At 68.0% G+C, this 20149-nt stretch carries 22 protein-coding genes; 4 read left to right on the top strand and 18 right to left on the bottom strand.

Features of this window, described 5'->3' with window-relative positions:
- Positions 1-40: 40 nt before the first annotated feature.
- The 5 genes from QTI33_RS14810 to QTI33_RS14790 all read right to left on the bottom strand — a co-directional run bounded on the left by QTI33_RS14810 (position 41) and on the right by QTI33_RS14790 (position 4118).
- Positions 41-1174, bottom strand: a complete 1134-nt coding sequence (locus QTI33_RS14810) for a sensor histidine kinase (protein ID WP_286506816.1) — start codon at positions 1172-1174, stop codon at positions 41-43.
- A 288-nt stretch (positions 1175-1462) separates the two neighbouring features.
- Positions 1463-2200 (bottom strand): arsenical resistance protein ArsH, encoded by a 738-nt coding sequence (arsH, locus tag QTI33_RS14805; RefSeq protein WP_286506815.1) that lies wholly within the window; start codon positions 2198-2200, stop codon positions 1463-1465.
- Between the two features lie 11 nt (positions 2201-2211).
- Positions 2212-3291: an ACR3 family arsenite efflux transporter gene (gene arsB / locus QTI33_RS14800; protein ID WP_286506814.1), complete on the bottom strand. Its 1080-nt coding sequence runs from the start codon at positions 3289-3291 to the stop codon at positions 2212-2214.
- A gap of 4 nt (positions 3292-3295) precedes the next feature.
- Entirely contained in the window at positions 3296-3784 is a 489-nt protein-coding gene (locus QTI33_RS14795) for an arsenate reductase ArsC (protein ID WP_286506813.1), read from the bottom strand.
- 7 nt (positions 3785-3791) lie between these two features.
- A complete protein-coding gene (locus QTI33_RS14790) occupies positions 3792-4118 on the bottom strand; it encodes an ArsR/SmtB family transcription factor (RefSeq protein ID WP_286506812.1) in 327 nt (108 codons plus the stop codon).
- Between the two features lie 133 nt (positions 4119-4251).
- On the opposite strand from QTI33_RS14790, the gene QTI33_RS14785 reads away from it, so the two are divergent.
- Both QTI33_RS14785 and QTI33_RS14780 read left to right on the top strand, forming a co-directional pair.
- Positions 4252-5745 carry a DUF1254 domain-containing protein gene (locus QTI33_RS14785; RefSeq protein WP_286506811.1) on the top strand — a complete coding sequence of 498 codons (1494 nt, stop codon included), beginning with the start codon at positions 4252-4254 and terminating at the stop codon, positions 5743-5745.
- 24 nt (positions 5746-5769) lie between these two features.
- Positions 5770-7023, top strand: a complete 1254-nt coding sequence (locus tag QTI33_RS14780) for a DUF1214 domain-containing protein (RefSeq protein ID WP_286506810.1) — start codon at positions 5770-5772, stop codon at positions 7021-7023.
- 18 nt (positions 7024-7041) lie between these two features.
- Here QTI33_RS14780 and QTI33_RS14775 read toward each other — a convergent pair whose 3' ends face one another.
- Both QTI33_RS14775 and QTI33_RS14770 read right to left on the bottom strand, forming a co-directional pair.
- Positions 7042-7431 carry a hypothetical protein gene (locus QTI33_RS14775; RefSeq protein WP_286506809.1) on the bottom strand — a complete coding sequence of 130 codons (390 nt, stop codon included), beginning with the start codon at positions 7429-7431 and terminating at the stop codon, positions 7042-7044.
- 145 nt (positions 7432-7576) lie between these two features.
- Positions 7577-8044: a helix-hairpin-helix domain-containing protein gene (locus tag QTI33_RS14770; RefSeq protein WP_286506808.1), complete on the bottom strand. Its 468-nt coding sequence runs from the start codon at positions 8042-8044 to the stop codon at positions 7577-7579.
- A gap of 188 nt (positions 8045-8232) precedes the next feature.
- Here QTI33_RS14770 and QTI33_RS14765 point away from each other — a divergent pair, with 188 nt between their 5' ends.
- Entirely contained in the window at positions 8233-9132 is a 900-nt protein-coding gene (locus QTI33_RS14765) for a hypothetical protein (protein WP_286506807.1), read from the top strand.
- Between the two features lie 78 nt (positions 9133-9210).
- Here QTI33_RS14765 and QTI33_RS14760 read toward each other — a convergent pair whose 3' ends face one another.
- From QTI33_RS14760 to QTI33_RS14710, 11 genes are all read right to left on the bottom strand, one after another.
- Positions 9211-9993 (bottom strand): crotonase/enoyl-CoA hydratase family protein, encoded by a 783-nt coding sequence (locus tag QTI33_RS14760; protein ID WP_286506806.1) that lies wholly within the window; start codon positions 9991-9993, stop codon positions 9211-9213.
- Between the two features lie 56 nt (positions 9994-10049).
- Complete coding sequence (locus QTI33_RS14755; protein WP_286506805.1) at positions 10050-11258, bottom strand: Fic family protein; 1209 nt, start codon at positions 11256-11258, stop codon at positions 10050-10052.
- Positions 11259-11382: 124 nt separating this feature from the next.
- Positions 11383-12390 (bottom strand): aldo/keto reductase, encoded by a 1008-nt coding sequence (locus QTI33_RS14750; RefSeq protein WP_286506804.1) that lies wholly within the window; start codon positions 12388-12390, stop codon positions 11383-11385.
- Between the two features lie 8 nt (positions 12391-12398).
- The gene (locus QTI33_RS14745; RefSeq protein ID WP_286506802.1) at positions 12399-13355 is read right to left on the bottom strand and encodes a Gfo/Idh/MocA family oxidoreductase; all 957 of its coding nucleotides are present in this window, start codon (positions 13353-13355) and stop codon (positions 12399-12401) included.
- Entirely contained in the window at positions 13352-14206 is an 855-nt protein-coding gene (locus QTI33_RS14740) for a class III extradiol dioxygenase subunit beta (RefSeq protein WP_286506800.1), read from the bottom strand. The genes QTI33_RS14745 and QTI33_RS14740 overlap by 4 nt, the downstream gene beginning before the upstream one ends.
- A gap of 1 nt (position 14207) precedes the next feature.
- Positions 14208-14648 carry a protocatechuate 4,5-dioxygenase subunit alpha gene (gene ligA, locus QTI33_RS14735; RefSeq protein ID WP_286506799.1) on the bottom strand — a complete coding sequence of 147 codons (441 nt, stop codon included), beginning with the start codon at positions 14646-14648 and terminating at the stop codon, positions 14208-14210.
- Positions 14648-15565, bottom strand: a complete 918-nt coding sequence (locus tag QTI33_RS14730; RefSeq protein WP_286506797.1) for an amidohydrolase family protein — start codon at positions 15563-15565, stop codon at positions 14648-14650. The genes ligA and QTI33_RS14730 overlap by 1 nt, the downstream gene beginning before the upstream one ends.
- A 4-nt stretch (positions 15566-15569) precedes the next feature.
- Positions 15570-16553 (bottom strand): Bug family tripartite tricarboxylate transporter substrate binding protein, encoded by a 984-nt coding sequence (locus QTI33_RS14725; protein WP_286506796.1) that lies wholly within the window; start codon positions 16551-16553, stop codon positions 15570-15572.
- Positions 16554-16582: 29 nt separating this feature from the next.
- Complete coding sequence (ligK, locus tag QTI33_RS14720) at positions 16583-17266, bottom strand: 4-carboxy-4-hydroxy-2-oxoadipate aldolase/oxaloacetate decarboxylase (RefSeq protein ID WP_286506794.1); 684 nt, start codon at positions 17264-17266, stop codon at positions 16583-16585.
- Between the two features lie 22 nt (positions 17267-17288).
- On the bottom strand, positions 17289-18317 hold the full coding sequence (locus QTI33_RS14715) for an amidohydrolase family protein (RefSeq protein WP_286506793.1): 1029 nt from the start codon (positions 18315-18317) through the stop codon (positions 17289-17291).
- Positions 18318-18344: 27 nt separating this feature from the next.
- Entirely contained in the window at positions 18345-19043 is a 699-nt protein-coding gene (locus tag QTI33_RS14710) for a substrate-binding domain-containing protein (RefSeq protein WP_286506792.1), read from the bottom strand.
- Positions 19044-19182: 139 nt separating this feature from the next.
- Here QTI33_RS14710 and QTI33_RS14705 point away from each other — a divergent pair, with 139 nt between their 5' ends.
- Positions 19183-20091 (top strand): LysR substrate-binding domain-containing protein, encoded by a 909-nt coding sequence (locus QTI33_RS14705; protein ID WP_286506791.1) that lies wholly within the window; start codon positions 19183-19185, stop codon positions 20089-20091.
- Positions 20092-20149: the final 58 nt, after the last annotated feature.

Below are 20149 nucleotides of genomic sequence, written 5' to 3'. Positions count from 1 at the left end.
TCGACGAAGCCCTCTCGAAGCCGCGTGCGCAAATCCTGAGCTATGGCCATTGGAGCGTCCGGCGCGGAAGCTTGATGGTGAAAATGCAGCCTTTGCCAGGCAGGTCCCTGACCGTCAAGACTCCACCGTCGGCCTCGACATTCCGTCGTGCGATGGAAAGCCCGAGTCCTACCCCGCTCTTGTTCGCCCCGACCTGAACAAACGGCTGGAAGATCCTTGTGGCCGCACCGGAAGGAAGCCCGCCACAGTTGTCCTTGACGTCGACCAGAATATGGTCCCCCTGGGCGTAGGCGCTCAATGCGACCTCCGTGTGAGCGTGGGTGAACTTGAAAGCGTTCTGAAGCAGGTTCAACAAGGCGGCCAGGAGGCGGTCCCGATTGCCCGAGATGCCGAGCGTGGGGTCCACGTCGTCGACCGAGAACGTACAGCCTTTGGCATTTGCGTCCAGCGACGCCGCACTTCTCGCCTCTGCCACGAACAACCCGAGGGAAAACGCCTCCGCGTCCGGCGCATCGGCGGTGATCCTGACCTGCGCCAAAGACAGGTTGAGCAGGGCCGCCAGCGAGGACAGGCTCCTCCTCAGCACCGCCCCGGTCGAGCCACCGATCGGAAGCTTCCCTGACTCCAGGGCAGCAAAAGCAAGTGTCGCGGTGTGCAGGTAATTTCGCAGCTCATGAACCAGCACGCCAAGGCGCTCCTTCTCATCGGCCGACTGTTGCAGCGCCACGTTCACATCACGCCAGATGCCGAACTCGGTGACCGCATCCGCTATGGCGTTGTCCAGACACCGGTTCAACGTGCGGAATTCATCGACCGAGAAGGGGGCATCACGCTCCACCGCGAGGTCGGTGATGGCCTGGCAAAGGTCGCCGTAGTCGTGCACCACCTGGTCGACGGTAAAGCCGAGCCCCAAAAGCTCCTTGCCGTGCGCGGCGGCGCTCACGCCCATCTCCGACAAGTCGGCTGCGTCTCCGCCGGCGGCACCGGAAATCCTGAAGCTCTCGTCGAGTTCGCCGTTTTCCTGAGCTTCCAGCGTTCGCATCAGCTGGTTCAGGAACATCGGAACGCCATTGGCGAGTTGTTCGGCGGTCGCGGCCCGCCTCGGCCGTTGGGCGACCTTGGCCTTGCACCGTGAAATCAGCTCGTCCCGGTTGTTGGATAGGAATCGATGCATGTGGTCCTCCGTCGTGGCCCCGGTTTCGACAACGTCGAAGCTGTGGGGAAAGCCGGTGTCCCGTGCATGTTCACGAATTCCTGACGATCTTCACATTCTGCGCCCTGCCGGAGCGGGAGCACGTCGCCAAGAGGGCGCGCTGGGGCAGGGGGACGACCTTCTCGCGACGGCGTCCAAGTAAGACGTCGGCGAGGAGGCGAAGTTCCGTCGCTTCTGCCCAGGGGACGACGCTGATTCCGACCCACTGCGCGCAACTTCAGCGCCCGCCTGCCAGGCTCCCCTGGCGCCTCAGATCGACCGCTGGCCGACACGGGAAGACAGGGCCGCCGCACTCTCCTTGCGCTCGCTGTACCGATCGACCAGATAGCCGCTGACATCGCGTGTCAGAAGGGTGAACTTGAAGAGCTCTTCCATCACGTCCACGATGCGGTCGTAGTAGCTCGACGGCTTCATCCGCCCAGCCTGGTCGAATTCCAGGAAGGCCTTGGCGACCGACGACTGGTTGGGGATGGTCACCATGCGCATCCAGCGCCCCAGCACGCGCATCTGGTTCACGGCGTTGAAGGATTGCGAGCCGCCCGAGACCTGCATCACGGCCAGCGTCTTGCCCTGGGTGGGGCGCACTGCGCCCAAGGCCAATGGAATCCAGTCGATCTGGGCCTTCATGATGCCCGTCATCGCGCCGTGCCGCTCCGGGGAGGTCCAGACCATGCCCTCGGACCACCGGGCGAGCTCACGCAGTTCCTGGACCTTGGGGTGGCTGTCCGGCTCGCTGTCCGGCAGCGGCAGGCCGGCCGGGTCGAAGATCCTGACCTCACCGCCCATGGCCTCCAGCAGACGGGCTGCCTCGAAGCTGACCAGGCGGCTGTAGGAGCGTTCGCGCAGGGAGCCATAGAGCATCAGGAAGCGCGGCTTGTGGCGCGAGGGTTCGCGCACACCCAGGCGCTCGGGCGTCGGCGGGTCGAACAGGTCGGCATCGAGCGCAGGGAAGAAGGCGGGCGTTCCGGGAAGGATGGCGTCGGACATGGCGTCGGGTGTCAGGATGCAGGCTGCCCGGCTTCGTACCAGTCCTGGGTGCGATTCACGACCGCGACGACCGCGAGCATCACGGGCACTTCGATGAGGACCCCGACCACGGTGGCCAGCGCGGCGCCGGACTGGAAGCCGAACAGGCTGATGGCCGTGGCCACGGCCAGTTCGAAGAAGTTGCTCGCGCCGATCAGCGCCGAGGGGCCGGCCACGCAGTGCGCCACGCCGAGCTTCCGGTTGAGCAGGTAGGCCAGACCCGCGTTGAAGACCACCTGGACCAGGATCGGCACGGCCAGCAGCGCGATCACCAGGGGTTGGTCCAGGATGGCCTCGCCCTGGAAGGCGAACAGCAGGACCAGGGTCAGCAGCAGGGCCGAGACGGACAGCGGGCCCAGCCTGGCGGACACGGCGTTGAAGTGGCTTTCGCCGCGGCGCAGCAGCGCCTTGCGCCACAGCTGCGAGAGGACGACCGGCACCACGATGTAGAGGCCCACCGAGACCAGCAGCGTGTTCCATGGGACGGTGATGGACGAAAGACCGAGCAGCAGTGCGACGATGGGCGCGAAGGCGACCACCATGATCGCGTCGTTCAGCGCGACCTGCGACAGCGTGAAGTACGGGTCGCCCTTGCAGAGCTGGCTCCACACGAACACCATGGCCGTGCAGGGCGCGGCGGCGAGCAGGATGAGCCCGGCCACGTAGCTGTCGAGCTGCGCGGCGGGCAGGTAGGGCGCGAAGACGTGGCGAATGAAGATCCAGCCCAGCAGCGCCATCGAGAACGGCTTGACCGCCCAGTTGATGAACAGCGTCACGCCGATGCCGCGCCAGTGCGAAGCGACCTGGCCGAGTGCGCCGAAGTCGATTTTCAGCAGCATGGGAATGATCATCACCCAGATGAGCAGGCCCACCGGGACGTTGACCTTCGCCACTTCGAGGCTGGCCACCGCCTTGGAAAGACCCGGCAGCAGCTGGCCGAGGGCGATGCCGACGACGATGCACAGGGCCACCCAGACGCTCAGGTAGCGCTCGAAGAAGCCGATGGCAGGCCTGGGGGGCGCCGCACCCGCGAGCGTGGAGGTGGTGGTCATCGGGCTAGTTGTTCGAGATGCGGGTGAGCGCGGCCTGCAGCTCTGCCGGGCCGAGGTCCGCGAGCGGGAGCGCCAGGAGCTGCAGCATCCGGTAGCCGATGGCCTGGCGCGTGAGTTCGAATGCGGCGGCCTTGTCGGCTTCGGGTGCGTTGGAAGGGTCGGGGTAGCCCCAATGGACCTTCACCGGACTGCCCTGCCAGTAGGGGCACTGCTCGGCGGCCGCGCTGTCGCACACGGTGATGACGATGCGCATCTGCGGCGCGGCGTCCCCGGTGAACTCGTCCCAGCTTTTGCTTCGAAAGCCCTGGACGTCTATGCCCGCGTTCCGGAGCGCCGCGAGTGCCTGAGGATGGATGCGGCCGCTCGGTGCGCTGCCCGCGCTGAACGCCCGCACGTCCTTGCCGAGCGCCTGGGCCCAGTGGTTGAGCATGCCTTCGGACAGCACGCTGCGGGCCGAGTTGTGGGTGCAGAGGATAAGGACGTGGGTGGTCATGGCGGTGTCAGCACTTGCAGGCATCGGCGGCCGGCGCCACCGCGCAGGCGGCGCCTTGGCAGCAGTTGTCGGTGAGGTAGCCGAGCAGCGCGTTCATGTGGTCGTACGCGGCGCGGTAGATGAGGTGGCGGCTGGCGCGCTCCTGCGTCACCAGGCCCGAGCCCGCCAGCTCCTTCAGATGGAAGGAGAGCGTGGCCGGGGCGACACCCAGTGCTTCCTGCATGACGCCCGGTGTGAGACCGCCTTGGCCGGCCACGACCAGCGCCCGGAACACTTCGAGCCGCAGCGGGTGCGCCAGGGCTGCCAATGCCTGAACGACTTCTTTTGATTCCATGATTCGAGAATAGTCGAAATATAAACTTCGATCAAGCCTGCGCCCTGCCTTCCACGATTGCCCTCAGGTGCAATGGCGCGCCGCCGGGACGAAGTCCACAATGCCTCGGGCATCCCCAACCAGGAGCAGACCCGTGCCCAACGCATCCCAAGCCCCCTACCTGGCACGCCAGTTCACCCCGGCGCACCCCGATCTGCCGGACGCCGCGGGCGTGCCGGCGCGGTTGGCCAACGAGCGCTACGTCGAATCGCTGGCGCGCATCGTCTACTACTGGGGCTACCCCGCCGTCGACGCCTTCGGCCGCACCAGCAGCTGGGAACTGATGAAGGCCTCGGGTCCTGGCGCGACCATGGGGCTGTTCCCCGGCGCGCCGAAGAACACGATGGGCTATCTCGACGACCACATGTCGCCCGCCCAGCGCAAGGTGGTCACGCCGAACAGCGACACCATCTACGGCGTCAGCTTCGTCGACCTCAGCCGCGAGGCCGTGGTGGTGCAGACGCCGAGCGACGTGCCGAAGGGGCAGTACTGGACCATCCAGATCTGCGACCTCTTCACCACGGTGGTCCACCAGCTGGGCTCGGCGAGCAACACGCCAGGGGGCAAGTTCCTGCTGGTGGGCCCGGACGGGTCCGGCGAGAAGCCCGACGGATTCATCGACGTGCTTCGCAGTCCCACCCCCATCGCCGGCCTGTTCGGGCGCAGCTTCGCCGCCCATACCGGCGAATCGAAGGCACGGGCGCGGGCGGTGCTCGACCAGATCGGCGTCGTCGCGCAAGGCCACGACCGGCCCGGGCCGCTGCGCTTCGACTGCGAGGCGAGTGCGCGCAACAAGGTGTTCCCGCCCGGCGTCACGGCCGAGATGGTGGCGGCCGACCCCGACATGCTGCGGGCCAGGCCGGTCGACCCGGCCCGGTTCTGGGACCAGCTCGCCGAGGCCCTGGCGCTCAGCCCTGCCGTCAGCGCCGACGATGCGGCGATGGCTGCACAGGCCAGGACGCTGCTGGCGCTGCGGGCCTCCGACAGCGCCTGGCGGACCCTGCTCGACCGCACGGCGCTCGCCGCCGATGCCGAACTCCACGCCGGCGCCCGGTACGAGCAGGTCGGCGTCGACGCAGGCAACGGCTGGCAACGCCAGGACAACGGCGGCGCCTGGGGCACCGACTGGTTCGGCCGCGCCCAGGCCGCCATCATCTACATCTACGTCAACGATTTCCACGAGGCGATCTACCTGATCCGCGGCACGGACGACAAGGGCGCGCTGCTGCAGGGGCGCTACCGCTATACCGTGACGTTCCCGAAGGACGCCCTGCCCCCGGTGGATCGCGACCGCGGCGGCTTCTGGTCCTTGACGATGTACGACCGTGATTACTTCATGCTCGCGAACAGCCCCAACGGGCGCACCAACATCGGCACGGTCAACCTGGACGCCGACGAGCTGAAGTTCGCCGCCGATGGCTCGTTGACCCTGCACCTGTCCCGCGACGCGCCCGCGGACAAGGACGCGCAGGCCAACTGGCTGCCCGCGCCTGACGGCCAGTTCGCGCTGCTGTTGCGCAGCTACGTGCCCATGAAGCCGCTGCTCGACAACAGCTACCAGCTGCCGAACGTGGTGCGCTCCCGCTGATGAGCGCTGCAATTGGAGAAAACGATGACCACCACCCCGACCCTGACGGACTCGCAGATCAGCGACGCGTACATCTACCTGCTGGGCCGGCTGCTCGTGCTGCGCCAGCAGCAGCTGGACTTCCAGGAAGGCTTCCAGTGGAATCGACTCGTCCACCGCAAGCCGGGCGAGGTCGCCTGGCCGAATCCGAATCTCGACGTGGCCTATTCGGAAGGCTGGGTCGTCGTGGACGAGACCCGTTGCGTCCTGGTGTCGGTGCCGGCAATCGCCGGGCGCTACTACACGGTCCAGTTTCTCAACGGCTGGGGCGAGACCGTGGCGAACCTCAACGAACGCGTGTTCCCGCAGCACCCCAGCGGAACGTTCGCGCTGTGCCTGGAGGGCAGCCGCGTCGAGGTCCCTGCCGGCGCGCTGCGCGTCGACGTGCCGGTCAGGGCCATGCGCGTGCTGTCGCGTGTCGAGCTCGGTGCGAACTGGGACGAGGCGGTCGCATTGCAGCAGCAGTTCGACATCCGCGCGACGGGCCGAGCGACACCCCCCGCGGTGCCGCAGACGACGATGTTCGAGATGGATGCACTGCCTGGCGTCGAGGCTTTCGAGTCCGCCGAACTGGCGCTCGACAGCGAGGCCGACATCAACCCCGGCATGGAGACGCTGCAGGCCGACGCGCGCGCGATCGCCAGGGCCGTCGGGCAGCCCGCCGAGCGCCAGCGCATCGACGAGGTGATCCGCACGAGGGCCTTCGCCGACATCAAGAAGGCGCTGCCCCACATCGGCCACGGTACGGTTCGCAACGCCTGGGCCCTGCCGTCGACCTCGGGCGTCTACGGCGAAGACTGGCTGGTGCGCACGCTCATCAATTACGGCGGCATCTGGGCCAACACCCCCGAGGAAGTCATCTACTACAAGGCTTTCGTGGACACGGCGGGCCAGCCGCTGTCGGGCGACCGTTCCTACACCATGCACTTCACGAAGGAAGCGCTGCCGGCGCGGCATGCCACCCATTTCTGGTCCGTGATCGCCGTCGATGCGGTGTACCGACGCGTGCTGCCCAACCCGCTGAAGCGCTACCTGCTCAACAAGGAATCCCCGCTGGAATATGGCGCGGATGGGTCGCTGACGCTGTACTTTGCCGATGCGCAGCCGAAGGAGGCCCCGCATGGCAACTGGCTGCCGACACCCAAGGGACAGGGCTACAGCCTGACGTTTCGGTTCTACCGGCCCAAGGGCGAGGTCGCCGCGCGCACGTTCTTCCCGCCAGCGCTCAATGTGCGATGAGGCGTGTGCGGCCTTGCCTTACTCTGCCTTGGGGAGGGCAGCGCTCGCGGACGGCGCCATCGAGGCGGCCGCGTTCGTCCGTTCAGCCACCGGCCGCACGACGATGGACGGCGTGGGTTCCGCCTTGGGAATCGCCACCGGTGCGAGATCGACCGTGATCAGTTCCGGATAGTCGTAGGCGGCGCCGGTCGCCGCGTCCACGCCAACGCCGATCACGCCGCCGAACACGATGTTCCCGAACGCGAGGGCCTTCGTTTCCGACTTGGCGGACGCTTCGCCCGGCGCATGGCCATCCTTGTCGCAGTTCACCTTCAGGTCGCCATAGGCACGGTGCACCGTGGTGGAACCTGGGGTGGTGACGAACCAGGTGCCCTTGTCGTTCTCGAGCTTGCAGTTCGCGCCGGCCACCGGCGCCCCGCGATCCGGTGGGCGCGCTGTGGCGCGCAACGGACGCGGCGGGGCGAAGTAGCGGTATTGTTTTCGGCCTTCTCCACACCACCCATCAGAGGAATCTGAAAAGGCAGCGTGGCGCCAGGCCGGCGCCGGCCGGCACTCAGCTCCGATTCGGCAGGAAGTCCAGCCCCACGCGCAGCAGCACCTCCCTCAGGCGTTCCGCGGTGTGGCGCCCGATCGACTCCTTCACCATCAGTTCCCTCTCGGTGATGGCGGAGAGATCTTCCAGATAGAAGATGCCGAGGCTGTTGAGCGCGGCCCTGGCCCCGGTCCGCATGGGGATCTCTTCGATCGGGGTCGACGGATCGACCCGGGCGGGCAGCTCTCCCCCACGGCTGCCGCGGGGATACCAGTCGAAAGCAGGGAAACTGAAGGGCGCATCGGCGGCCACCCGCCCCTCGCGCCGATCCTCCGCGCGTTTTCGCCTGGCCTCGCCGATGGCATCCCGCAGGGCCCTGAGGCAGGGCAGCAGTTCTTCCGGGGGCAGTTGCGCAAGGTCTTGAACCGACTCGATCCGACGCGACACGTTGGGCTCCTCCTGTTTTTTTTGCCTGCAACGGTAGTCCATGACCAACGTTCGGCCGAAAGGAACGCGGCGCGGATTTTCCCTAGTGTCGGTTGGGAGCGGATTGCGGCTTGATGGCTGGTTGGCTTCCTGCTGGCGTGGACAAGTCGCGTAGGCATCGACCTACATACAGCGGCGCACAGCCGTGCAGAGTAGACCCTCATGTCTGTCGTCAAGGGGAGCCAGTGGCCATGTCGGTCGTATGCAACGTCTGCGGAAACGCCAATCGCGCCAAGGCGAAGTACTGCGTGGGCTGCGCGCATCCGCTGCCCGGATTCACCCCCACGGGACCCGCCGCGCTCGATGCCGTGATGGCGATCCGTCCGGCCGCCGACGCGGCGCCGCACGATGCTGAAGGCGGCCGCCACGGCGCCGCTGTTCCCGTGCTTCCGGCGGACACCGCCGCCTTCTGGCTGAAGGCCGGCTGCGTCGGTCTGGCCATGGGGGTGGGCTTCGCGGCCTGGTGCTTCCATGTCACGCGCAAGCCCGGCGCCCCGCCGCTGCAGGAACAGCTCCTGGCGCTCGTGATGGCGGAGTCGCCCACACCCAGGGCGCTCCCGGCCGCCACGGTACCGCCGGCTCCGAGCGCGCCGACCCCCGTCACGCAGGATGCTCGGTTGGACGCACTGGGTATTGCTCGCGTCGCTCCCGTCGCTCCCGTCGCTCCCGCCGCCGATCCCGCCGCGAGGCCGGCCCAGGCCGCCGTGCCCCAACAGTCTCGCCCCGATCCGCCGCCGGCCATGACACCTCGGCCGGCGACCCAGCCCAGGACGGCCGTCGCTTCGTCGCGCCGCAGCGCGGTCGAGACGCTGCCACCCAGCGCCGCCGAGCGCGCCCCCGTGCGCGTCGACCCGGACCCCGGCCCGCCGATTGCGGCCGGACCCGGGCCGCTGTACGACCGTGCGGCGGTGCCGTCGCAACGGTTCGCGGACACCGGTCCCCCCGTCGTGCCGGGCCCTGGACCGCTGTACAACTTCACGCGCCCGGCGGTGCGGGCGCCTTCCAGCGCGATCGGCAATGACCTGGGTCCGCCGATTGCGGCCGGGCCGGGGCCGCAGTTCGACTACTCGACGCGAGGCGCCGCCCGCTGACGGCGCTCGCACGGCGTCGCGCGTCGGCTCGGCGCCGCGCGGATCAGGTACGGGGTGGTGGAGGCCATGCGGATATCCCTAGGTGTCGAAGCGGCCATGGCGGCCCGCGCCCTCGACGAAACGGGCGGCGCCGGCCACGGCTTCGGCGAACACCACAGGCACCCCTTGCGTGCCCTCGGCGCGCAGGGCCTGGTCCAGCGGCAGGTCCCATTGGCCATAGGCCGAGGCTCGATCGGCCCGCATGCAGCCCTGCGGGAAGGCTGCGATCTCGCGCGCCAGCGCCTCGGCCGCCGCGCGGGCCGTGCCGGGCTCGACCACGCGGTTGGCCAGGCCCATGGACAGCGCCTCTTCGGCTCCGACCGGACGGCCGGTGAGGATCATGTCGAGCGCCCGCCCCATGCCGACGGTGCGCGGCAGCCGCACGGTGCCGCCGTCGATCAGCGGCACGCCCCAGCGGCGGCAGAAGACGCCGAAGACGGCATCGCGCTCCATCACGCGCAGGTCGGCCAGCAGCGCGAGTTCGAGTCCGCCGGCCACGGCATATCCGCTGACGGCGGCGATCAGCGGCTTGGACAGTGCCATGCGCGTCGGCCCCATGGGCCCGCTGCCACCGCCCTGCGGGTCGAGTTCGTGGCGGCGCGCCGGGTCGCCGACGGCGGTGAGATCGGCGCCGGCGCAGAAGTGGCCGCCGGCGCCCCACAAAACCGCCACCTTCAGGGCGGCATCGGCCTCGAAGGCTTCGAAGGCGGCGCGCAGCGCAGCCGCCATCGGTCCGTCGACCGCATTGCGAACCGACGGACGGTCCAGGATGATCGTGCACAGCGGACCGTCGACCTCGGTCCGGATGAATGAATTCGGCATTCGGCGTCCTCCTGGATGTGACGGGGCCGACGAGGCCTCGGGAATCGGTAAGGGCCTCAGTCCGTCGGCGCGGTCGAGGCTTCGGGGTAGAGATTGGGCAACAGGATGCCCAGCGAAGCCAGCGGAAAGGCGATGCGCAATTCCGCACGATGCCCGTCGCTGGCCAGCAGGCCGTCGACCAGCAATCGGGAGATGACTTTGCGGGCCGTGCGCTCCTCGAGCCCGGTCATCCGGATGAAGTCGCCACGCGACACCGAGCCCACCGCGGCGACCGTCTGCAATGGAAGAATGGCTTCTTCGCGATACTCGGCAAGCCCGGTGGTGGCACGCTGGACGAGCACGAAGGCTCGAAGGCGGTCTCTGAGCTTCGGCAAATCGAGCATCGTCGCCATGAAGGCCACCTGGTCCTCGCAAAGCTCGACGAAGTAGCGGCACCATTCCCACAACATCTTCTGGCTGAGGTTGCCGCGGCCATCGAGGTCGCCCTGCCGTGCACCGTCGGCACCGTCGAGCAGCTCGTAGTAGCGCTCGCGCTGCCGCGCCAGGCCTCGGTCGACCGACCAGAGGCCGGCGCTCAGCGGAAACAATGCGCAGTGGGTCTGCAATCGGACCGCGCGTCCATTGCCGTCCTCGAAGGGATGGGTCCAGGCCATGCGGTGATGGGCGGCGGCGATGGTGTAGATCGCGGCGTCGACGCCGGTGAGCCGGCCATAGACCGCATCCATGCGCTGCAGGAACAGCGGGATCGACTGCCAGGCAGGAGGTCGATGCCTGCCGACTGTCACGTCATGCTGGCGCAGTTCCCCCGGGACTATCACCCGGCCATCATCGGTGCGTCGATCTTCAGGCGACAGACGGCTGTACAGGCTTGCATGCGCCTGGCGAAGAAAGCGGCTGTCGAGCGCTTGGGCCTCGGTGCTGACCCGCTGCTCCAGATCCTGCTCGGCCTCGATGTACGCCAGCGCCACGCGTTGGCCCCTGGCCACGTCCGGTCGGTTGGAGAAATCATGCCGAAGCGCGCGTTCGATATTGGCGGGATGCGTACCCTGCCCTTCGATGCGGTTCGAGTAGTAGGAGTTCATCGAGCGGACGATCTCGCGCAGCGCGTCACGTGCCTCCGGACTGGAGGCAGCCCTCAGCTCGGACGACTTCTCGAAGACTCGGCGCGTGGCTTCTCGCAGTTCGTCCAGCTGTAGCGCGGGCAGCAGCGGCTCGAACCGATGGGGTTGGTCATAGACCGAGAGGGCTACTGGCTTCTGGGACATGGATTCCGGTTGGATTTCCAGTCTTATACGCCAAAAATACCATTGAAATCAACTACTTACTGGAATTCCAAGCAAAATGAGGGCACTGTTGTTTCCGGTTTCAATTCCGGTTCCACCCTGACCCTCAGTCCTCGAACACCTCGGTATCCACCTCGGTGCTGCCCTGCGCACCATAGCGCGGCCCGCTCACGGTGCGTTGGTTGATCACCGCATCGACCCGCGCCACGAGTTCGGGCGACAGCCGGACCTGCTCGGCCTGCAGGTCTTCGCGCAGGTGGTCGAGGCTGGTCGTGCCGGGGATCGGGATGACGTGCTCGCCGCGCGCCAGCAGCCAGGCCAGCGCCAGTTGCGCTGGCGTGCAGCCGGCCTCTTTCGCGAGCGCGGTGTAGGCCGGCAGCAGCGCCAGGTTGCGCGGGTAGTTCTCGGCCGAGAAGCGCGGCATCGCGCGCCGGATGTCCTTGGCGTCGAGCGTCGCCACGTCGTGCAGCGCGTCGCACAGGAAGCCGCGCGCCAGCGGGCTGAAGGCCACCAGCGCCGCGCCCAGTTCGCGGCAGGCTTGCAGCACGCCGATCTCCGTGTTGCGACTCCAGAGCGAATATTCGTTCTGCACGGCGGCGATCGGATGCACCGCATGCGCGCGCCGCAGGGTGGCGGCCGAGACCTCCGACAGGCCCAACGCGCGCACCTTGCCCGCTTCGACCAGGCGCGACATCTCGCCCACCGACTCCTCGATCGGCACCGACTTGTCCCAGCGATGCAGATAGTAGAGATCGATGACCTCGGTCTGCAGGTTGCGCAGGCTGTCTTCGCAGTTGCGGCGCAAGGTGGCTGGGCGGCCGTCGATCACGCGGCGCACGGTGCCGTCGTCGCCGCGCACACCCGCCATGCCGCCCTTGCTGGCCAGCGTGAAGGCGCTGCGGTGCGGCTTGAGCACGCGCCCGACCAGCTGCTCGTTGGCACCGAAGCCGTAGAGCGCTGCCGTGTCGAACAGGGTCACGCCGGCATCCAGCGCCGCCAGCAGCAGGCGCTCGCCCTGCTCCGCCGACGGTGGCACGCCGTAGGCATGGCTCAGGTTCATGCAGCCCAGGCCGATGGCGCTGACCGGGAAGGGGCCGAGTTGACGCTTGTGCATGACGCACTTCAGCTCTGCAGCTGCTGCTCCAGCTTCTGCAGCACCTGGTAGCAGGGCAGCACCTGGGCCACGCTCGAATTCGGCTCCCGGCCTTCGCGGATCGCGGCGAAGAACTCGCGGTCCTGCAGTTCGATGCCGTTCATCGACACGTCCACCTTCGAGACGTCGATCGACTCTTCCTTGCCGGTGAACAGGTCGTCGTAGCGCGCGATGTAGGTGCCGGTGTCGCCGATGTAGCGGAAGAAGGTGCCGAGCGGCCCGTCGTTGTTGAAGGACAGCGACAGCGTGCAGATCGCGCCGTTGGCCGCCTGCAGCTGGATCGACATGTCCATCGCGATGCCCAGCGTCGGATGGATCGGGCCCTGCACCGCATTGGCCTTCACGATCGGGCTGCCGGCCTGGTAGGCGAACAGGTCGACCGTGTGGGCCGCGTGGTGCCACAGCAGGTGGTCGGTCCAGCTGCGCGCCTGGCCCAGCGCGTTCATGTTGGTGCGGCGGAAGAAGTAGGTCTGCACATCCATCTGCTGGATGTTGAACTCGCCGGCCTCGATCTTCTTGTGCACCCACTGGTGGCTGGGGTTGAAGCGGCGCGTGTGGCCGCACATCGCGACCAGGCCGGTTTCCTTCTGCAGGTCGACCACGGCCTGCGCGTCCTTGAGCGAATCCGCCAGCGGGATCTCGACCTGCACGTGCTTGCCGGCCTTGAGCGCCGCGATGCTCTGCGAGGCATGCATCTGGGTCGGCGTGCAGAGGATGACGGCGTCGACCTCCTTCAGCGCCAGCGATTCGGCGAGGTCGGTCGTGACGTGGCCGATGCCGTACTTGGCCGCCACTTCACGGGTCTTGTCGAGCTCGCGGCTGACCAGCGACACGACTTCGACGCCGTCGATGTTCTTGATGCCGTCGAGGTGCTTGATGCCGAAGGCGCCGGCGCCGGCGAGCGCGACTTTGATGGTCTTGGTCATTGGTTCTCCAGGATGAGGTGGCCCACGGCCGTGTTGGACGCGGGAACGTGGAAGAAGCGGTGCGCGACCTTGGGCGGCTTGCCGCCGGCGACGTCGGCCATCGCGCCGCGCGCGATCAGCCACATCACCAGCTCGATGCCCTCGGAGCCGGCCTCGCGCACGTAGTCGATGTGCGACATCTTCGAGAGATCGTCGGGGTCGGCGATCAGGCGGTCGAGGAACTTGTTGTCCCACTCGGCGTTGATCAGGCCGGCGCGCGGGCCCTGCAGCTGGTGGCTCATGCCGCCGGTGCCCCAGATCTGCACGTTCAGATCTTCGTCGAAGGACTCGACCGCGCGGCGGATCGCCTGGCCGAGCATGAAGCAGCGCCGGCCGCTGGGCACCGGGTACTGCACCACGTTGACCGCGAACGGGATCACCGGGCAAGGCCAGGCCTCGGGCTGGCCGCACATCAGCGACAGCGGCACCGTGAGGCCGTGGTCGACGTCCATCTTGTTGACGATGGTGAGGTCGAAGTCCTGCTGGATCACGCTCTGCGCGATGTGCGAGGCCAGCGCCGAGTGGCCCTGCACCACCGGCACCGGACGCGGGCCCCAGCCTTCGTCGGCCGGCTGGTACGAATCGGCGGTGCCGATCGCGAAGGTCGGGATCATGTCCAGGCTGAAGGCCGTGGCGTGGTCGTTGAAGACCAGGAAGACCACGTCGGGCTTGTTGTCCTTCATCCATTGCTTGGAGAAGTCGTAGCCGGCGAACAGCGGCTGCCAGTAGGGCTCGTTCGACTTGCCGAGGTCGAGTGCCGCGCCGATGGCGGGCACGTGCGAGGTGTAGACGGATGCGGTGATGCGTGCCATGTCAGTGTCCCTTGCGGCCGGCCGCGCCCTGCGGCTGGTGCTGAGCCTGCGCGTCGCCGTCCTCGCCGACGTAGCGGTTGCCTTCGGCCGAACGGCCGCCCTTGATCATCATGTCGCGGTATTCCTCTTCGGTCATGCCGGTCATGCTGCCGGCCATCTGCTGGAAGCTCCTGCCGTCGGTGGCGCCGATCTTGGCCAGGAAGTAGATGTTGCCGCCGAGCGCGATGCAGCGGTTGAGGTCGCGCGCCAGCACGGCCTGCTTCTGTTCCTCGGTCATCGGCCACTCGTCCAGGTAGGCCCGCTCGTCGGCCTTGAAGCGCTCGCGGTTGGCGGCCTTCATGAGCGACATGCAGAACTGGTTGAGGTGGTAGCCGAGCCTCGATTGCTCGGCGTCGAAGATGGTCGTGCCGGGCACGTCCTTGTAGGGTTTGTCGAGCGACATTACTTCAGCTCCGGCCAGTACAGGCGCGTCGGGTTGTCGACCAGCAGCTTGCGCTGCAGCTCGGCCGTGGTCGCGATCTGCGGGATGAAATCGACCAGCAGGCCGTCGTCGGGCATGTGGTCCTTGAGGTTCGGGTGCGGCCAGTCGGTGCCCCACAGCACGCGGTCGGGGAAGCTCTCGACCACCTTGCGGGCGAAGGGCACGACGTCCTGGTAGGCCGCCTGCTCGCCGTTCAACGCCTTCGGGCCGCTGAGCGACAGGCGCTCGGGGCAGCTGACCTTGCTCCAGACATTGGTGTGCTCGCGCATGAACTTCAGGAACAGCTCGAACTCGGGGCCGTCGATGGGCTTGCTCACGTCGGGGCGGCCCATGTGGTCGACCACCACGGTGGTCGGCAGCGCGGTGAAGAAGTCCCACAGCTCGGGCAGGTCGACCGCCTCGAAGTAGATCACCACATGCCAGCCCAGCGGCGCGATGCGGTTGGCGATCTCGAGCAGCTCGTCCTTGGGCGTGAAGTCGACCAGCCGCTTGACGAAGTTGAAGCGCACGCCGCGCACGCCGGCGTCGTGCAGTTCCTTCAGTTCGGCATCGCTGATGCTGCGCTTGACCGTGGCGATGCCCTTGGCGCGGCCGTTGGAGGCCTTCAGCGCATCGACCATGGCGCGGTTGTCGGCGCCGTGGCAGGTGGCCTGCACCACCACGTTCTTGTCGAAGCCGAGGTGGTCGCGCAGCGCGAACAGCTGGTCCTTGGAGGCGTCGCAGGGCGTGTACTTGCGCTCGGGCGCGAAGGGGAACTCGTCGCCCGGGCCGAACACGTGGCAGTGCGCGTCGACGCTGCCGGGCGGCACCCTGAAGCGAGGCTTCGACGGGCCTGCGTACCAGTCGAGCCAGCCGGGGGTCTTGGTGAAGGTGGTCATGGTCTCAGTCCAGGGTGATGTTGGCCTTGCGGATCACGTCGCCGAAGCGCTGGGTCTCGGTCTTGACGAACTGGTTGAACTGGTCGCGGGTCGTCGGGAAGGGCTCATAGCCGAAGCTCTTGAACTTCTCCTGCACGTCGGGGCTGGCCAGCGCGGCCTCGACGTCCTTCCTGATCTTGTCGGTGACGGCCGCGGGCAGGCCCGGCGGCACGGCGATCGCGTTCCAGCCCGTGACTTCGAAGCCCTTCGGGCCGCCCGACTCGCCCACCGTCGGCACGTCCGGGAAGCTGGCAAGGCGCTGCGGCGCGGCCACGGCCAGGAAGCGCAGCTTGCCGGCGCGCTGCAGCGGGCCCGCGGTGGCGGCGCTGCCGAGCGCGAAGGCCAGTTCGCCGGTCGACACCGAGGTGTAGAGCTGCGTGGTTTCCTTGTAGAGCACGTGCTCCATCTTGATGCCGGTGGCGGACGCGAACATCTCGGAGCCCAGGTGCACCGGGTTGCCGATCGACCAGGACCCGAAGTTGAGCTTGCCCGGATGGGCCTTGGCGTCGGCGATGATGTCGCCGACGGTCTTGTACTTGCTGTCGGTCGCGACGGTGAAGAAGAAGTAGGTCTTGAACAGCGGCAGCAGGGTGTCGAAGTCCTTCACCGGGTCGTAGGGCAGCTTCTTGAACAGCGCCGGGTAGGCCGCCAGGTGCACGTTGTCGAGCACGATCATGTCGGTGCCGTCCTTGGCGCCGCGCTTGAAGGCGTCGATGGCGATGAAGCCGTTGCCGCCCGGGCGGTTTTCCACCACCACCGGCTGGCCCCAGGCGCGCGAGAGCTTGTCGGCCACCAGGCGGGCGACGCCATCGGGGCCGCCGCCGACCGGGAACGGCGTGATGATGCGCACCGGCTTGGTCGGGAATTGCTGCGCGAAGGCGCCCAGCGGGAGGGCGGCGGTCAGTGCGGCGCCGGCGGCGAGAGCGAGGAAACGTCGAGTGACTTGCATGATGGGATTCAGGTGAGGATGAAAGGAAATCAGTCGATGTAGCGCAGGCCGGCCTTCTCGAGCGGCTCGCGCATCTTGTACATGTCGAGGCCGAGCACGCCGGAGGCCAGCTTCTCGCGCTTGGCGCCCTCGTTGGCTTCGCGCGCCACGGCCGCTTCGAGCGCCTTGGCGGCCATCGCGCGGGGCACGCAGACCACGCCGTCGTCGTCGGCCACGATCACATCGCCCGGCGTGACCAGCATGCCGGCGCAGACCACCGGGATGTTGACCGAGCCCAGCGTGGCCTTGATGGTGCCCTTGGACGAGATGGCGCGGCTCCAGACCGGGAAGTTCATCTCCTGCAGCGTCTTCACGTCGCGCACGCCGGCATCGATGACGAGCGCGCGGGCGCCGCGGGCCTGGAAGCTGGTCGCCAGCAGGTCGCCGAAGTAGCCGTCGGTGCATTCGGCCGTGACCGCCGCCACCACGATGTCGCCGGGCTGGATCTGCTCCGCCGCCACGTGCATCATCCAGTTGTCGCCGGGCTGCAGCAGCACCGTGACCGCCGTGCCCGACACCTGCACGCCGGGATAGATCGGCCGCATGTAGGGCTTGAGCAGGCCCACGCGGCCCATGGCCTCGTGCACCGTGGCCGAGCCGAGCTTGGCCAGCGCGTCGGCCGTGGCGCGGTCGGCGCGCTCGATGTTGCGATAGACGACTCCGAGTTCGTACATGGTCTTGTCTCCTTGAAATGGGTCAGAGGCCCTTGGCCTTGAGGGCGGCGTCGAGGCGCGGGAAGACGCGGCGCGCATTGCCTTCGTAGATCTGGAAGCGGTCGGCGTCGCTCAGGAGCTTGCTCGATTCGATGTAGCGCTTGGTGTCGTCGTAGTAGTGGCCGGTGGTCGGGTCGATGCCGCGCACGGCGCCGATCATTTCCGAGGCGAACAGCACGTTCTTGACCGGGATCACCGTGTTCAGCAGGTCGATGCCCGGCTGGTGGTAGACGCAGGTGTCGAAGTAGATGTTGTTGAGCAGGTGCTCGTCGAGCAGCGGCTTCTTGAGCTCCTGCGCCAGGCCGCGGAACCGGCCCCAGTGGTAGGGCACGGCGCCGCCGCCGTGCGGGATCAGGAAGCGCAGCGTCGGGAAGTCCTTGAACAGGTCCGAGGTCAGGCACTGCATGAAGGCCGTGGTGTCGGCGTTGAGGTAGTGCGAGCCGGTGGTGTGGAAGGCCGGGTTGCAGCTGGTGCTGACGTGGATCATCGCGGGGATGTCGTACTCGACCATCTTCTCGTAGATCGGATACCACTGGCGGTCGCTCAGCGGCGGGCTGGTCCAGTGGCCGCCGCTCGGGTCCGGATTCAGGTTGATGCCGACGTTGCCGTATTCTTTGACGCAGCGCTCCAGCTCGGGGATGCAGGTCTTGGGGTCGACGCCGGGCGACTGCGGCAGCATCGCCGCCGGGATGAAGTGGTCCGGGAACAGCTGGCTGACCCGATAGCAGAGCTCGTTGCAGATCGCCGCCCAGGTCGACGAGGTCTCGAAGTCGCCGATGTGGTGCGCCATGAAGCTGGCGCGCGGGCTGAAGATGGTCAGGTCGGAGCCGCGCTCCTTCATGAGCTTGAGCTGGTTGCTCTCGATGGTCTCGCGGATGTCGTCGTCGCTGATCTTGAGGTCGGCGGCCTTGGGGGCCTTGGACGGGTCCTTGAGGGCGGCGATCTGCAGGTCGCGCCAGGCGCCGAGTGCAGCAGGGGCGGTCGTGTAGTGACCGTGGACGTCGATGATCATGGGGTGCTCTCCGGGTGGTGGTTCTGGTCAGGCGCAGGCGGGGTCCATCCCCTGCGCACGCTTCGCCGCGTCGGCCGCGGGCGAGGCCATGAAGGCCAGCATCGCACGCACGGTCTCGGACTGGGCCGATCCGCTGCAGACGCCGCCTGAAAAAGTCGTGACGATCTGGATCGCGGCCGGCATCGGGCCGAGCAGGTCGATGCCCTGGACGTGGATCAGTTCGCTCAGCTGCTGGAAGCCGAGCTCGACCTCGCCGCGCGCGACCAGCGTGCCGACCGGCACGCCCGGCGGGGCCTGGACGATGCGGGGCTTGATCTCTTCCGCAATGCCCCAGCGCTCGAACAGCGCGGCCAGCGCGACGCCGCTCGGGCCGGTGGAATAGCTGAGGCTGCGGGCCGCGAGCACCGCGCAGCGCAGCGCCTGCTCGGAGCCGATGTCGGGGCGCGGCGCACCGGCCTTCACGGCCACCGCCACGCCCGAGCGCACCAGGTCGGTCTTGCTGCCGGCGTCGATATGGCCGGCGGCGATCAGCTTGTCGATCGCGTCGGAAGCCAGGATGACGACGTCGAAGGCCTCGCCCGCCTGCACCCGCTTGGCGGCGTCGACGCCGCCGACCGATTCGATCGCGACCGACGCGCCCGAGCGGGCCTCGAAGGCGGCCACGAGCTCGGCCAGCACCTGGCGGGTGGCCATCGACGAAATACCCTTGATGGTGGTCTTCTGCATGCTTTTCGCCTTGTCTCCAGGCCCGGTGGCGGGCGCGATCGGCGGATTGTGCGGCGGGATGGCCCTGCTGGATTTGCCATAGGCCACTAGCAGCTAGAACAAAACGGCATATCATCCCGGCTTGGCCTGGAGATGATGTTTGGACCTGAAACAGCTGGCGTATTTCGTGCGCGTCGCCGAACTCGGCAGCTTCACGCGGGCCGCGGTGGCGCTCAAGGTCGCGCAGCCGGCGCTGAGCCGGCAGGTGCGCCTGCTCGAGGTCGAGCTGCGCCAGAACCTGCTGGTGCGCAACGGCCGTGGCGCGACGCCGACCGAGGCCGGCCAGGTGCTGCTCGCCCATGGGCGCGGCATCCTGCACCAGGTGGAGCGGGCCCGCGAGGAACTCGACCGGGTGCGCGGCTCGCTGGCCGGCCGGGTGGCCGTGGGGCTGCCGCCGAGCATCGCGCGCGTGCTGGCCGTGCCGCTGACCCGGGCCTTCCGCGCGCAGATGCCGCAGGCCCAGCTGTCGATCAGCGAGAACCTCTCGACCGCCATGCAGGACCAGTTGCTGCACGGCGGGCTGGACATCGCGGTGCTCTACGACGCCCGGCCGATGCCCGGGCTCGACGTGCAGCGGCTGCTGGACCAGGCGCTGATGCTGGTCGGGCGCCGGCCGCCGGGGCTGCAGGAAGATCCGCCGCCGCCGCCCCTCACCCTGGCCGAGGTGGCGCGGCTGCCGCTGGTGATCCCGAGCCGGCCGAACGCGATCCGGATGTACGTCGAGTCGGAGATGGCCGGCGTCGGCTGCACGCCGCGGGTCGCGCTCGAGATCGATGGCGTCTCGGCGATGCTCGACCTGGTGGCCGACGGCGCCGGCTTCGCGATCCTGTCGCGCAATGCGGTGATCCGCTCGACCAACCCGTCGGCCTATACCTTGCGCGAGATCGTCTCGCCGCCGCTGCGCATCCCGGTGTTCACCGCGGTCAGCGCGCTGCGCCGGGCCACCCTGACGCAGCAGGCCACGCTGGAGCTGATCCGCAAGACCGGCGAGGCGCTGCTACGGGGTTGAAAGGTCCGCCGCCGGGCCGCCCCAAGGCGGACTGCTCCCTCTCGGGGGGCAGCGAGTA

Source organism: Variovorax davisae (assembly GCF_030316845.1).
Classification (GTDB): domain Bacteria; phylum Pseudomonadota; class Gammaproteobacteria; order Burkholderiales; family Burkholderiaceae_C; genus Variovorax; species Variovorax davisae.
This window is presented reverse-complemented; position numbering and strand designations above follow the sequence as displayed.

Coding starts and splice junctions, on each gene's coding strand:
- QTI33_RS14795 (WP_286506813.1), bottom strand. CDS start 3,784: ATGACCACCCACGTCCTTATCCTCTGCACCCACAACTCGGCCCGCAGC.
- QTI33_RS14760 (WP_286506806.1), bottom strand. CDS start 9,993: ATGCCGAATTCATTCATCCGGACCGAGGTCGACGGTCCGCTGTGCACG.
- QTI33_RS14770 (WP_286506808.1), bottom strand. CDS start 8,044: ATGGACTACCGTTGCAGGCAAAAAAAACAGGAGGAGCCCAACGTGTCG.
- QTI33_RS14810 (WP_286506816.1), bottom strand. CDS start 1,174: ATGCATCGATTCCTATCCAACAACCGGGACGAGCTGATTTCACGGTGC.
- QTI33_RS14745 (WP_286506802.1), bottom strand. CDS start 13,355: ATGACCAAGACCATCAAAGTCGCGCTCGCCGGCGCCGGCGCCTTCGGC.
- QTI33_RS14790 (WP_286506812.1), bottom strand. CDS start 4,118: ATGGAATCAAAAGAAGTCGTTCAGGCATTGGCAGCCCTGGCGCACCCG.
- QTI33_RS14750 (WP_286506804.1), bottom strand. CDS start 12,390: ATGCACAAGCGTCAACTCGGCCCCTTCCCGGTCAGCGCCATCGGCCTG.
- QTI33_RS14725 (WP_286506796.1), bottom strand. CDS start 16,553: ATGCAAGTCACTCGACGTTTCCTCGCTCTCGCCGCCGGCGCCGCACTG.
- QTI33_RS14715 (WP_286506793.1), bottom strand. CDS start 18,317: ATGATCATCGACGTCCACGGTCACTACACGACCGCCCCTGCTGCACTC.
- QTI33_RS14730 (WP_286506797.1), bottom strand. CDS start 15,565: ATGACCACCTTCACCAAGACCCCCGGCTGGCTCGACTGGTACGCAGGC.
- QTI33_RS14710 (WP_286506792.1), bottom strand. CDS start 19,043: ATGCAGAAGACCACCATCAAGGGTATTTCGTCGATGGCCACCCGCCAG.
- QTI33_RS14780 (WP_286506810.1), top strand. CDS start 5,770: ATGACCACCACCCCGACCCTGACGGACTCGCAGATCAGCGACGCGTAC.
- arsH (WP_286506815.1), bottom strand. CDS start 2,200: ATGTCCGACGCCATCCTTCCCGGAACGCCCGCCTTCTTCCCTGCGCTC.
- QTI33_RS14740 (WP_286506800.1), bottom strand. CDS start 14,206: ATGGCACGCATCACCGCATCCGTCTACACCTCGCACGTGCCCGCCATC.
- arsB (WP_286506814.1), bottom strand. CDS start 3,291: ATGACCACCACCTCCACGCTCGCGGGTGCGGCGCCCCCCAGGCCTGCC.
- QTI33_RS14755 (WP_286506805.1), bottom strand. CDS start 11,258: ATGTCCCAGAAGCCAGTAGCCCTCTCGGTCTATGACCAACCCCATCGG.
- QTI33_RS14765 (WP_286506807.1), top strand. CDS start 8,233: ATGTCGGTCGTATGCAACGTCTGCGGAAACGCCAATCGCGCCAAGGCG.
- ligA (WP_286506799.1), bottom strand. CDS start 14,648: ATGTCGCTCGACAAACCCTACAAGGACGTGCCCGGCACGACCATCTTC.
- ligK (WP_286506794.1), bottom strand. CDS start 17,266: ATGTACGAACTCGGAGTCGTCTATCGCAACATCGAGCGCGCCGACCGC.